The 12,816-nt window shown below is 33.6% G+C and carries 12 protein-coding genes; 11 read left to right on the top strand and 1 reads right to left on the bottom strand.

The annotated features are described in order from the left end of the window. The first annotated feature begins 8 nt into the window (after positions 1-8). Positions 9-1,043 (top strand): phenylalanine--tRNA ligase subunit alpha, encoded by a 1,035-nt coding sequence (pheS, locus tag HMPREF9943_RS08285; RefSeq protein ID WP_004803895.1) that lies wholly within the window; start codon positions 9-11, stop codon positions 1,041-1,043. Positions 1,044-1,045: 2 nt separating this feature from the next. Next, a complete protein-coding gene (gene pheT, locus HMPREF9943_RS08280; RefSeq protein WP_004803893.1) occupies positions 1,046-3,433 on the top strand; it encodes a phenylalanine--tRNA ligase subunit beta in 2,388 nt (795 codons plus the stop codon). A 10-nt stretch (positions 3,434-3,443) separates the two neighbouring features. Here pheT and HMPREF9943_RS08275 read toward each other — a convergent pair whose 3' ends face one another. Further along, on the bottom strand, positions 3,444-4,571 hold the full coding sequence (locus HMPREF9943_RS08275; protein WP_004803892.1) for a nucleotidyltransferase: 1,128 nt from the start codon (positions 4,569-4,571) through the stop codon (positions 3,444-3,446). 126 nt (positions 4,572-4,697) lie between these two features. Between HMPREF9943_RS08275 and HMPREF9943_RS08270 the strand changes: the two genes are divergently transcribed. The 9 genes from HMPREF9943_RS08270 (at position 4,698) to murG (ending at position 12,815) form a co-directional block, all read left to right on the top strand. Continuing rightward, entirely contained in the window at positions 4,698-5,216 is a 519-nt protein-coding gene (locus tag HMPREF9943_RS08270) for a YceD family protein (protein ID WP_179191057.1), read from the top strand. 12 nt (positions 5,217-5,228) lie between these two features. Further along, the gene (rpmF, locus tag HMPREF9943_RS08265) at positions 5,229-5,402 is read left to right on the top strand and encodes a 50S ribosomal protein L32 (protein WP_004803888.1); all 174 of its coding nucleotides are present in this window, start codon (positions 5,229-5,231) and stop codon (positions 5,400-5,402) included. A gap of 134 nt (positions 5,403-5,536) precedes the next feature. Further along, on the top strand, positions 5,537-5,965 hold the full coding sequence (mraZ, locus tag HMPREF9943_RS08260) for a division/cell wall cluster transcriptional repressor MraZ (RefSeq protein ID WP_004803886.1): 429 nt from the start codon (positions 5,537-5,539) through the stop codon (positions 5,963-5,965). Between the two features lies 1 nt (position 5,966). Continuing rightward, positions 5,967-6,914: a 16S rRNA (cytosine(1402)-N(4))-methyltransferase RsmH gene (rsmH, locus tag HMPREF9943_RS08255; RefSeq protein WP_004803884.1), complete on the top strand. Its 948-nt coding sequence runs from the start codon at positions 5,967-5,969 to the stop codon at positions 6,912-6,914. Next, positions 6,901-7,212: a hypothetical protein gene (locus HMPREF9943_RS08250; RefSeq protein WP_004803882.1), complete on the top strand. Its 312-nt coding sequence runs from the start codon at positions 6,901-6,903 to the stop codon at positions 7,210-7,212. Before rsmH ends, HMPREF9943_RS08250 begins: the two co-directional genes overlap by 14 nt. Further along, positions 7,199-9,334 carry a penicillin-binding protein gene (locus HMPREF9943_RS08245; protein WP_004803880.1) on the top strand — a complete coding sequence of 712 codons (2,136 nt, stop codon included), beginning with the start codon at positions 7,199-7,201 and terminating at the stop codon, positions 9,332-9,334. Before HMPREF9943_RS08250 ends, HMPREF9943_RS08245 begins: the two co-directional genes overlap by 14 nt. Before the next feature lie 58 nt (positions 9,335-9,392). Further along, positions 9,393-10,364, top strand: coding sequence for a phospho-N-acetylmuramoyl-pentapeptide-transferase (gene mraY, locus HMPREF9943_RS08240; protein ID WP_004803878.1), 972 nt, complete (start codon positions 9,393-9,395; stop codon positions 10,362-10,364). Between the two features lies 1 nt (position 10,365). Further along, on the top strand, positions 10,366-11,709 hold the full coding sequence (gene murD, locus HMPREF9943_RS08235; RefSeq protein ID WP_004803874.1) for a UDP-N-acetylmuramoyl-L-alanine--D-glutamate ligase: 1,344 nt from the start codon (positions 10,366-10,368) through the stop codon (positions 11,707-11,709). 23 nt (positions 11,710-11,732) lie between these two features. Further along, positions 11,733-12,815, top strand: a complete 1,083-nt coding sequence (gene murG / locus HMPREF9943_RS08230) for an undecaprenyldiphospho-muramoylpentapeptide beta-N-acetylglucosaminyltransferase (RefSeq protein WP_004803871.1) — start codon at positions 11,733-11,735, stop codon at positions 12,813-12,815. Position 12,816 lies beyond the last annotated feature (1 nt).

Here is a 12,816-nt window from a genome sequence, read left to right as displayed (position 1 = left end):
GGATAATCATGGATGAATTAATAAAGATAAGAGAAGAAGCGTTAAAAAAGCTTTCTGAAGTTCAAAACTTAAAAGAGCTAAATGATTTAAGAGTTCTTTATCTTGGCAAAAAAGGACCTATGCAGCAGGCTATGAAGCAAATGAAAACAATGGCTCAGCAGCAGAGAGCTGAATTTGGCAAGGTTAGTAATCAAGTTAAGAAAGATATTAATGATTATATTGAAAATACAAAATTAAGATTAGAGGAACTTGCGGTTAAGGCTAAACTTGCCGGAGAAGATATTGATATTTCTTTACCTGGCTATAAGCTTCCTCAAGGTTCTTTGCATCCTCTGACAATTGTTAAGGAAGATCTTGAAGAATTATTTTTAGGTATGGGATATGAAGTAGCAGAGGGTCCGGAAGTTGAAAGTGATCATTTCAATTTTGAATTGATGAATCTGCCTAAAGGGCATCCGGCAAGAGATATGCAGGATACTTTCTATATTAATGAGACAACTTTAATGAGAACTCATACATCTCCTGTTCAGGCTCATGTTATGTTAGCAAAGGGAGGTAATCAGCCTATTAAGGTTATCTGTCCGGGCAAGACTTATCGCCGAGATGATGATGATGCTACTCATTCACATCAGTTTATGCAATGTGAAGGTTTAGTGGTAGATAAGAATATTTCTATGGCTGATCTGAAAGGAACATTAGAAGTCTTTGTTAAGAAGATGTTTGGTGAAAAAAGAGAGATACGCTTAAGACCCTCTTATTTTCCCTTTACTGAACCATCAGTAGAGGTAGATATCAGCTGTGGACATTGTGGTGGAAAAGGATGTTCAATGTGTAAAAAAACTGGTTGGATTGAAATCTTAGGAGCCGGAATGGTTAATCCGCATGTTTTAGAAATGTGTGGCTATGATTCTAAAATTTATCAGGGATTTGCTTTTGGAATTGGCTTAGAAAGAGTAGCAATGTTGAAATATGGTATTGAGAATATTAGAGATTTCTATAACAACGATTTAAGATTCTTAAATCAGTTTGCAGGAGAGGAATAATTATGCTGGCAAGTTTAAAAGTATTAAATCATTATGTAAATATCGAAGATCAGAATCAAGAAGAGTTAGCAGAAAAGATTACACGTTCCGGTCATGAGGTAGAAGCTTCTTATCCTTTAGCACAAGCAACAAAACTTGTGATCGGATATATTAAAGAATGTATAGATCATCCTGATAGTGATCATCTTCATATATGTCAGGTAGAAATTGCTCCTGATACAGTGATACAGATTGTCTGTGGAGCACCTAATGTAGCTGCCGGACAGAAGGTTTTAGTGGCTTTACCGGGCTGTCAGATTCATGGCGGAAAGATTTCAGCAGGCAAGATTCGTGGTGAAGAATCTAACGGTATGATTTGTTCTATTGCTGAATTAATAGAAGATCAAAGACTCTTAAGAGATGAAGATAAAGCAGGTATCCATGTTTTAGATAAAGATGCTCCAATAGGAGAAGATGCTTTAAAATATATGGGATTAGATGATTATGTTCTTGATATTGGATTAACACCAAACAGATCTGATTGTATGGCAATGACATCTCTTGCTCATGAAGTAGCGGCTATTTTAAAAAGAGATGTTGTTCTTCCGGAAGTTAAGAAACATAATGAATTAAAAAGTGATATTAAAGTTTCTATTGAAACAGAATTATGCCCGTTTTTTGGGGTAAAACTGGTTAAAAATGTGGTTACTAAAGAATCACCCGGATGGCTAAAAAATGCTTTACTGGCAAGTGGAATAAAGCCTATTAATAATATTGTTGATATTGCTAATTTTGTAATGCTGGAAACAGGACAGCCTATTCATATGTATGATTATGATAAGCTGTTAGAAAAGTCTTTTGTGATCAAGACGGGATTTCATACAAAAGAGAGAATGCTTGATGGTGAAGAATATGAGATATTAGAAGATGATGTAATTGTATCTGTTGATCATAAGATTGGATGTATTGCCGGTATTATGGGATCAAATGATACGAAAATTGATGAGAATACAAAGAATATTGTGATTGAAGCAGCTACTTTTGATGGTGCGGCTTTACGTAATACTGCTAGAAGGCTTAATCTTTTAACTGATGCTTCTCAACATTATATTAAAGGAGCTATAGATACAGCGAATACCTTATATGTATTAGACCGCTGTACTGATTTGCTTATAGATGTTGCTTGTGCAAAAGAAGTCTATGAAACTGTTTCACAGGGTGAAATCAAATCTCCTAAAGTAGTAGAAACAAGTGTTAAGCGTACAAATAGTCTATTAGGAACAGAGTTCTCTGAAAAAGAAATTGCAGAGATCTTTGATCGCTTACAATTTCCTTATACATTAGAAAATGGCAGATTTAAGGTTACTATTCCAACATATCGTAATGATATAAGTATGGATGCTGATTTAACTGAAGAAGTTGCACGTCTTTATGGCTATGATAATTTGCCTTCAACATTACCTGTTATGTCAATGACAAAAGGAGTTTTAACTTCTAAACAGGCAAAAGAAAAGATGCTGAGATCATTATTATCATCATTAGGATTACATGAAACACTGACATATACCTTAACTTCACCTTCAGCAGCCAGAGATTTTAATTTCTTCCATGATAATCATCAGGTCTCACTGATGAGTCCGCTAAGTGAAGAAAGAAGCATTGTAAGAAAGTCTCTTATCCCTTCATTGTTACAAACAGTTGCTTATAATAATGCTCATTCAAATAAAGATGTTCATCTGTTTGAAATTTCTAATACTTACTCAGCACCTGAAACAGAGGTTTCACAGCTTGCAATTGTATGCAGCGGTATATATACTGATGTTCCATGGCAGAATATTCATAAAAAAGTAGATTTTTATTTAATGAAAGGTTTTGTCGAAACAATCTTTGAAAAATTAGGTATTAATGAAAAACGATATACATTAGAAAAGATAGAACCGGATCATTTATCTTTACATCCGGGCAGAAGTTGTTATATTAAGTTTGGTAAAGAGCTTGTCGGTGTTATTGGACAGATTCATCCATCAAAAGAAAAAGAATATGATATTAAAGAAACATATATAGCTGAATTGAATCTGACAAAGATTTTAAGTTTACGTACAAGTGCATTAAAAATAACACCTATTCCTCAATATCCTAGTGTTTCTAGAGATCTTGCGGTGGTTGTAGATAAGAAAGTGCCTGCATATGATCTTGTGTTAGCAATTACTAAGAGTACTAAGATCTTAAAGTCTGCATCTATCTTTGATGTTTATGAAGGAGAACATGTCGGAGAAAATAAGAAATCTATTGCGATATCACTACTTTTTGAAGATCCATCAAGAACACTTGATGATCAAACAATTAATAAAGCTATTGAAAATATATTGGAAAGAATTGCAAAAGAATTTAATGCGAAACTAAGACAGTAAAAAGCATCCCCTACTGATGGTAGGGAATGCTTTTATTATCCAGTTCAATAATTTGAGGATCTATTATTGAGAGAAGCAGTGAAGCTTTTCTTTCAATAATATAGAGCGGATCATTATGGTTTAATATCTTTGTGGTAAGGGGTAAATCAAACTTTGTTTCTCTTAAATATTTTTGACCTATATGGTTAAATGCTAGAGGTCTAATCTGAGAGAAGTGCATAGCTTCTTTAATCTGTTCTTTGGTATTGTTAAGGAGGGTATGAACAAGCATTCTTGATATGCGGCTTCTAGTATAACGTTTACTGCTAAGGGAAGTAATGAGATCATCCATAGAAGATACAGACATGATCTGTTTCTTTAAGAGATTATCTATTCCTTCATCAGCCAGATGAATATCTTCCAGATGGTTATGGGTTAAAACTGTATATTTTAAGTAAGGAAAAAACTGATTAAAATCAAATAAACTATCATTTTTATAGTATTGATATCCGGGAAGTTGAGAATAAACATCCTGATTATTTTTGAGTGCTTTACGTAAAGCTGTAGCACTGGATACTGATGAAATAAGTGAACTATGATAATCGTTTGTACGTTTAATGCAATGAGGCATAATCGGATAGTTATGAGAGATAATCTCTTTAACATAGGCAAGTCCCAGAAGATCATTTGGTGTTCTGATTTCTTTGTTCAGTAAATGATTTAATGATTTGTTACAGGCATCAGGATAGCGATATCCCTCTGACATATATTGTTTTATAAGCTGATTGTATGTATCAGGATGTTTATTGATAGCATAAGCAATAGAAGTAAAAGTTTTAATATTTCCATCTTCACTGCCAAACACTAAATCAGTTACATGCATTTTATTAAGCAGATAAAGTGCACTATAAGCAAAATAATCAGCTGATTCAACACTCCATACAATAGGTAATTCAATCACCAGATCTGCTCCATTTTCAACCGCAATCTTAGAACGTGTCCATTTATTAATAATTGCCGGTTCTCCTCTTTGCACAAAAGCACCGCTCATTACAATAATAGTAACATCAGGATGAATCATTTCTTTAGCTTTTTGAATATGATAAGCATGTCCTAGATGAAATGGATTGTATTCTGCGATAATACCTAATATTTTCATAAATTCACCTCTTATATAGTTTATCATGATATGAGAAAATATGTAGTGTAAATCATCTGAATTTGATGATTTTATTATTGACTTATATCTTTTTATTCATTATAATTGTTCATGCAGTTATAGAGGGTGACTATTTTGAAGTGGAATAAAGCGTGGCTGATTAAACAATCAAATGGAGAATTTGACTTTAAGGAATCGCTTGAATTCCCTGAAGAAATGTTCTATAACTTATCAAGTATCAATGGATTAAAGAACATTGAAGCAAGTGGACGTGGTCGTTATGTTGCCCAGGATGAACGACTTTATGTTGACCTTCATATTAAAGGAATAATGATTGTTCCTTGTGCTATTTCAAATGAGAATGTAGATTATCCTTTTGAAATAAACGAAATAGAAACATTTGCTTTCTATAAGCTTGATGAAGAAGAAAACTTTATAGAAGCAAAAAAAGATGTAGCGGATTTGACACCGGTTATTTTTACAGAAATAATGTTGGCTGTTCCGATGCGTGTTGTGAAAGAAGGGGCAACAATGAAACGAAGCGGTCAGGGATGGCAGGTTCTTGATGAAGCGGATTTAAAAGCAGAAGATGATTTTATTGATCCAAGACTTGCAGATCTTAAAGATTACTTTAAGAATAAATAAGGAGGTAGAACTATGGCAGTACCAGCAAGAAGAGTATCAAGCACAAGAAGAGATAAGAGAAGAACTCACGACAAGTTAAAAGCACCTACAGTTGTTAGATGTAAAGAATGTGGGGAAATTAAACTTGCTCATAGAGTTTGCCCACATTGTGGTTCATACGATGGTGTAAAAATTAAGAATGTATAATCAAAAGATAGCGGAAGCTATCTTTTTTTTACCTTTTTTTCTGTTTTTTCTATACATTAGTGAAATAAGTTGTTATAATAGTGGCATGAAATGTCAAAATATGTCATACAGAAGGGGAAAAGTGGTGAATTAAAGTGTTCTTTGGAGAATTCAGACACAATTTAGATGCTAAAGGAAGATTAAGCATACCGGCCAAGATGCGTAATCAATGTACAAACACTGTTTATGTGACACGAGGCAATGATGGATGTCTGAATGTCTATAATGAAGAAGGCTGGCAGAAATATTATGAATCTCTTTCTAAGCTTCCACAAACCAAAAAAGATGCACGTGCTTTTTTAAGATTAGTGACATCGAGAGTCAGTGAATGTGAATTTGATAAAATGGGCAGAATTAATATTCCGGCTGTTTTAAGAAATCATTCTCATATTGAAAAAACATGTGTCGTGGTTGGAGTAGGAGACCATATGGAAATATGGAATGAAACAGCGTGGGATCAGTATTATGCAGCTCAGGATGAATCGTTTGATGGATTATCTGAATTATTAGGTGAAGGAGAATAAGATGTTTAAACATAAGACTGTTCTGCTTAATGAAACTGTTGATATGCTGAATATTAAAGAGGATGGTCTTTATGTGGACTGTACACTTGGCGGAGGCGGTCATAGCTCCTTGATCTTAAGCAAGCTTAATAAAGGGCATCTTTACTGTTTTGATCAGGATGATGAAGCTATTGTTTCAGCCAATGAGAAATTAGCTAAGATTTCAGATCATTTCACCATTATTCATGCAAATTTTAAAGATATAAAAAAAGAATTAGCAGCAAGAGGAATATTTAAAGTAGATGGTATTATTTATGATTTAGGTGTTTCATCACCACAGTTTGATCATGCCGATAGAGGATTTTCTTATCGAGAGAATGCTAGGTTGGATATGAGAATGAACCGCCGGCAGTCATTAACTGCATATGATGTTGTTAATAAATACAGTTATGAGAAATTGATAGGTATTTTATTTAAATACGGTGAAGAAAAATTTTCCAAAAGTATCGCTAGACATATTGAAAGGGAAAGAAAGATCAAGCCTATTGAAACAACATTTGAGCTATCTGAAATCATTAGAAAAGCCATTCCTGCCAGAGCAAGAAGAACGGGAGGTCATCCTGCTAAAAGAACATTTCAGGCAATTAGAATTGAAGTTAATGATGAACTTAATGTTTTTGAAAAATCGTTACATGATGCTTTATCTTTATTGAATGTAGGGGGAAGAATAGCGGTTATTACTTTCCATTCTTTAGAAGATAAGATAGCTAAATATACTTTTAATGAAGTATCAAATCAGAAAGAACTGCCTAAACAGATAGCAGTTATTCCGGATTATTTAAAGCCATCATTTATTAAGGTGAATAGGAAACCTATTCTGGCAAGTGAAGAAGAGTTAGAGAACAATCATCGTTCTCATTCTGCAAAATTAAGAGTGATTGAGAGGATTAAAGAAGATGAAAAAAAATAAGAAAAAACAGCCTAAAATATGTATATTTGCAAAGAGATTATTTCTATTTTCAGTATTATTGCTGATTGGGTGTAATGTCTTTTTAAACTCTTATGAAATTCGCCTGAATGCTCAAACAAAGACAGCACAGAATGAAATCTCAGCTTTAAAGTCAGATATTGATGGCTTGAAAATGAAAAAGCAAGAACAGGTTTCTTTTGCGAATATAAAGAAAGTTGTTTCAAAAAAAGGATATACTTACCAGCAAAGTCAAGTAGCTACTACTGTAGTGGGTGTGAAGAAGAATGCAGAAAATTAGAAGAAAAAACCGTTATGCAAAGATTATGCTGGGAATCTTTGCATTTCTTGTTTTTATACTTAGTTTTAATGTTGTTTATCTGGTAACAACCGGAAAGACTTTGCTGAGTCAGCAGAATATCAGGGATTACTCAAAAGTATCAGCAAGTTCTAAAGTGACTGAAACTATCCAGGCTTCACGTGGAACTATTTATACGAGTGATAATGAGATTGTGGCAGCAGATGTTAAGAAATATAATATTTATGCTGTTTTGTCTGATACTAGAAAAAGTGCTTCCGGTAAAAAAGAATATGTTGTCAATAAGAAGAAAACAGCAAAGATACTTGCTGAAAATATTAATTTATCTTATGAAGCTATTTTAGATAAGTTAAGTAAAAAAAGCTATCAGGTGGAATTTGGGAGTGCCGGTAAGAATCTATCACCGATAGTTAAAGAAAGGATAGAGAAATATAAGCTTCCAGGTATAGAATTTACTGAAGTGACTTCTAGAAACTATCCATATAAAGATTTTGCATCTTATGTGATAGGTTATGCAAATGTGGCAGATGAAGCTGACCCTTATACAATTACCGGACGTATGGGACTTGAAAAGAGTTATAATAACTGGCTTTCCGGTAAAAATGGCAAGAGAACTTATTTGACTGATAATAATGGAAATCTTGTTCCTGACGGTGTTATTTCAAAGACTGATGCAACCGCCGGTAATGATGTTTATTTAACTATTAATAGTCATTTACAAAGTGAATTAGATTCTTGTCTTAAAGAATTTGTTGAAAAAGCAAAGCCAACACAGGCGACTGTAGGTATTATGGAAGCTAAGACAGGTAGAATTTTAGCTGTAAGTAACTACCCTTCATTTGACCCTAATAAACGTGATTTTAAATCTTATAATGATATTTTTCTTAATACAGCAGTCGAACCGGGATCAGTATTTAAAGCTTTTGTTTATGGTAATGCGTTAACTGATAAGGTCATTAAGACATCAGATACTTATATGTCCGGATCTTTTAATTATCGTAGTGCCGGTAAGATAATTGCTACTATTCATGATTATAATCAAGGAAGAGGATGGGGGAAAATCACTTATGGTGAAGGTCTAAAGCATTCTTCAAATACAGCTATCTGTAATATTCTAATGAATCATACAGATATGAAATCTTTACTTCAGGATTACAAGGATTTGGGCTTATTTCAGTCAAGCAGTATTGATGGTATGTATTCAGGCTCGGGTGTTGCCGGCTTTGATGGCAAAACTAAATCTTTAGAATATGTGACGACCGGTTTTGGACAAGGATCTACTACAACTGCTTTACAATTGTTGAGAGGCTATTCGACATTTGCGAATGATGGAAAAACTGTAGAACCATACTTTGTTGATAAGGTTGTTAATCCTAAAACAAAGAAAATAGTCTATCAGGGAAAATCAGTTTATTCTAAACAGATCTTTTCTTCATCAGCGGTCAAGCAGATGAAATACCTTTTATATACTGTTGTTAATGGTGAGCATGCTACAGGATGGCGTTATAAGAGTGATGAGATAGAAATCATAGGTAAGACAGGAACAGGGCAGGTTGCTGTTAACGGAAAATATTCTGAAAAACTTTATACTCATTCATTTGTAGGCTTAGCACCATATAATGATCCAACAATTGAGATTGTAATTTGGTATCAGAATGAGACAGGTGGATTAAAATATAGTGGTGATCTTGTAAAAACAATGATGAAATCTTCATTAAATCTTTTAAAAGGTAATTCAAAGGAAGTTAAGAGTTCACAATACGAATTAGAAAGTTATATCAATCAGTCATCAGATTATGCTAAAAAAATATTATCTGCTCATGATATTTCACCAATTATTTTAGGAAATGGAAAAACAATTATTAAGCAGTATCCTCAAGCAAAAACAACGGTTTCATCAACTACCAAAGTTATGCTTTTAACTGATGGTGATAAGATCGAAATGCCATCAATGATAGGATGGAGCCGTAAGGATGCAGAAGCTTTTGCCTCTTTAGCAGGAGTAGAGATTGAAGTCAATGGTGTAGGGTCTATTTATGAACAGTCAGTAAGTAAGGGAACAATTCTTAATTCAAAAGTAAAGATTAAGGTATCAGCAAAGTAAATTTGTAAGTATGCTAAAAATATGGTATATTACAAACAGTTAAAAGAGGGGAGAAATTATGATCTTATTACAGCTGATGCTTGGATTTACAGTACCTTTAATCATCGTAATGGCAACTATGCCAAAAGTAATTCCGATTTTACACAAATTAAAGTTTGGACAGGTAGAAAGAGAAGAAGGATTAGCTTCACATAAAGCTAAAGGCGGTACACCTACAATGGGCGGTGCTGTCTTTATTCTAGCAGCACTAAGTGTATATGCTTTAAATATTAACTATTTGCTTAATCCTTATGTAAATCTATTTAGTTTTGTACTTTTAGGATATGGATTAATAGGATTTATTGATGATTATCTGATTGTGGTTAGACATAATAATGAAGGACTTAAGCCTCTTTATAAATATGTTTTACAGTCTGCCTTGGCAATAGGCTTCTATTTTCTGGCAAAGAAGTTTTTACCTAACTTTTCTACTGAAATTATTCTTCCTATTAGTAATATTAAAATTAATTTAGGAATACTTTATCCGGTTCTTGTTTATTTTATGTTTACTTCTGAAAGTAATGCAGTTAATTTAACAGATGGTCTGGATGGCTTGGCAACCGGTCTTGTGATTGTTGCAATGGCACCTTTTACTATTTTTGCATTAAGTCAGGGACTTTACCCGGCTGCTGTTGCTTCAGCAGCATTACTTGGAGCCTTGGCGGGCTTTCTCTATTTTAATTATAATCCGGCTCGTATTTTTATGGGTGACTGCGGTTCATTGGCTTTAGGAGCGGTTCTAGCTGCTCTGGCAGTATTTACAAAGCAGGAACTATTATTGCTTATCATCGGAGCAGTTCCATTAATAGAAACATTATCCGTTATTATTCAGGTTGTTTCTTTTAAAACAAGAGGAAAGCGTGTTTTTAAAATGGCACCTCTTCATCATCATTTTGAAATGATTGGATGGAGTGAGCTAAAGGTTGTTACTATATTTTGGGGTATCGGTTTTATTGCCGGTATTATAGGTATTTTACTGGGAGTCTTCTAATATGGAATTAAAAGATAAAAAAGTACTGGTTTTAGGTTTAGCAAGAAGCGGTAAGGCGGCAGTTCGTCTTTTACAGCATTTCGGTGCTAAAATTACTATCAATGAGTCAAAAGAAGCTTCTTTAATAGAAGATTACGAGAATTATATAAGTCAGGGAATAGAAGTTGTATCAGGCGGTCAGCCTGAAGAACTCTTTGATCGTGATTTTGACTTTGTAATAAAGAATCCGGGTATTAATTACCATGCTCCTTTTATACTTAAATTAAAACAGCGAGGAATTCCTGTCTATACTGAAATTGAATTGGCTTATCAGATGGCCTTACCACAGAACTACATTGCAGTGACCGGTACAAATGGCAAAACAACAACAGTTTCACTGATTTATGAAGTTTTAAAAAGACATCATTCAGCTGTTCATATATGTGGTAATTATGGCATACCTTATTGTGATGTTGTATTGGATTATAAGCTTTATGAAAATAGCGGACATGACGTTGTTGTTGAAATGAGTAATTTTCAGCTTATTGATATTGATTTATTTCATCCGCATGTTTCTTCAGTATTAAATCTTACGCCTGATCATTTAGATTATATGGATTCACTAGATGAATATTATGCGTCTAAGATGCGTATTTATGAAAATACTGATTTGCAGGATATCTATGCTTTGAATCTTGATGATTTTACATTACAGGAATATCTTAAAAGATATCCTGTTCCCTGCAGTGTAGAGACATTTTCTGTCTTACATCATGCAGACTGTGAACTCATTAATGATATTATCTATTATAAAGGAGAACCGGTTATTGCCAGGTCTGATATTAAGATTGTCGGTCTTCATAATGTTTCAAATATTATGGTGAGTATTATTGCATTAAGACATGCAGGCTTATCTTTGCAGGATATCAAAGAAGGAATATCCTTATTTCATGGGGTAGAACATCGCCTTGAATTTGTTAGAGAGGTAAAAGGTGTTCAATACTATAATGATTCTAAAGGTACAAATACTGATGCGGCGGTTATTGCGATTAAAGCGTTTGATCATTCTGTCATCTTATTGATGGGTGGCCATGAAAAGGGTCTTGATATTAGGGATGTGGCTCAATATAATGATCGTATTAAAATACTGATTACTTTTGGAGAATCAGGAGAACGTTTTGCGAAAGATATGAATCATCCTCATACTTATATATGTGAACATATGAGAGAGGCTGTCATCAAAGCTTCACAGCTAGCAATCGAAGGAGATATAGTGCTCCTTTCACCATCAACAAGTTCATTTGATGAATTTAAGAATATGGCTGAAAGAGGTAATGTCTTTAAAGAAATGGTTAAGCAGCTTTAAGCTGCTTTTTTAGGAGGATATATATGAAAGTAATTGTATCTGCAGGGGGAACAGGAGGACATTTATATCCTGCTCTGGCATTAGCTGAATATATAAAGAAACAAGATCCGGAAAGTGAATTCTTATTTGTAGGAACAACAGATCGCTTAGAAGCTGAAATTGTACCATCTTTAGGATATCCTTATAAAGGATTAAAAGTAAAAGGAATGGTTGGTAATCCTTTAAATAAATTGAAGAATGCTTTTATTTTTATTAAGTCATTACATACCAGTAAACAGATTTTAAAAGAATTTAAGCCTGATATTGTTGTAGGATTTGGAGGATATCCTAGTGCTTCTATTGTTTTAGCAGCCAGTTTTAAAAAGATTAAAACAATGATTCATGAACAGAATTCTATTATTGGCTTAACAAATAAAATTCTTATTAAGAGAGTGGATGAAATTATTTGTTGCTATGAAAAAGCTTATCAGGCTTTTCCTAAAGAAAAAACAAAATTATTAGGAAATCCGCGGGCTCAGGCTGTTCATGAGACTGAACTGACTGATATTCATGATCTTTATAATGTAGATAAAAAAAGAAAAATAGTCGTTATTGTCATGGGATCTCTTGGTTCTGCAACAATAAATGATCTTATGAAAAAAGCTTTGGAAAAATTTAATGGTTTATCTTATGATATTATTTACGCAACAGGAAAAGCCCATTATGAAGAGATGAAAACATTTTCTTATCAGAATAATATTCATATTGTTCCTTATATTGATGATATGCCAAGTGTTTTATCTTCATGTGATTTATTAGTGACAAGAGGCGGTGCAACCACGTTGGCTGAAATTACATCTTTAGGAACACCGGCAGTCATTATACCTTCACCTTATGTTGTTGCGAATCATCAGGAGTATAATGCAAGAGAACTATGTGATCATGGTGCTGCCGAGATGATTTTAGAAAAAGATTTAACTGCCGAGAACTTATTTAAAAAGATTAATAATCTGATGATACATGATGATCTTCGTATACAGCGAAAACAGGCTTCTATGGCTTTAGGCAAGCCACAAGCCTGCCATGATATCTATCAGGAAATATTAAAACTGATAAAGAGGAATTAAA

The sequence above is a fragment of the Eggerthia catenaformis OT 569 = DSM 20559 genome, from assembly GCF_000340375.1.
GTDB classification, from domain to species: Bacteria; Bacillota_I; Bacilli_A; order Erysipelotrichales; family Coprobacillaceae; genus Eggerthia; species Eggerthia catenaformis.
Note: the sequence above shows the minus strand (reverse complement) of the source record. Positions and strands in the feature narration are given on the sequence as shown.

Excerpts from the sequence above, each read along its gene's own strand:
- pheT (WP_004803893.1), top strand. The coding sequence starts at position 1,046 with ATGCTGGCAAGTTTAAAAGTATTAAATCATTATGTAAATATCGAAGAT.
- HMPREF9943_RS08245 (WP_004803880.1), top strand. The coding sequence starts at position 7,199 with ATGCAGAAAATTAGAAGAAAAAACCGTTATGCAAAGATTATGCTGGGA.
- pheS (WP_004803895.1), top strand. The coding sequence starts at position 9 with ATGGATGAATTAATAAAGATAAGAGAAGAAGCGTTAAAAAAGCTTTCT.
- HMPREF9943_RS08250 (WP_004803882.1), top strand. The coding sequence starts at position 6,901 with ATGAAAAAAAATAAGAAAAAACAGCCTAAAATATGTATATTTGCAAAG.
- rpmF (WP_004803888.1), top strand. The coding sequence starts at position 5,229 with ATGGCAGTACCAGCAAGAAGAGTATCAAGCACAAGAAGAGATAAGAGA.
- murD (WP_004803874.1), top strand. The coding sequence starts at position 10,366 with ATGGAATTAAAAGATAAAAAAGTACTGGTTTTAGGTTTAGCAAGAAGC.
- mraY (WP_004803878.1), top strand. The coding sequence starts at position 9,393 with ATGATCTTATTACAGCTGATGCTTGGATTTACAGTACCTTTAATCATC.
- rsmH (WP_004803884.1), top strand. The coding sequence starts at position 5,967 with ATGTTTAAACATAAGACTGTTCTGCTTAATGAAACTGTTGATATGCTG.
- HMPREF9943_RS08275 (WP_004803892.1), bottom strand. The coding sequence starts at position 4,571 with ATGAAAATATTAGGTATTATCGCAGAATACAATCCATTTCATCTAGGA.
- murG (WP_004803871.1), top strand. The coding sequence starts at position 11,733 with ATGAAAGTAATTGTATCTGCAGGGGGAACAGGAGGACATTTATATCCT.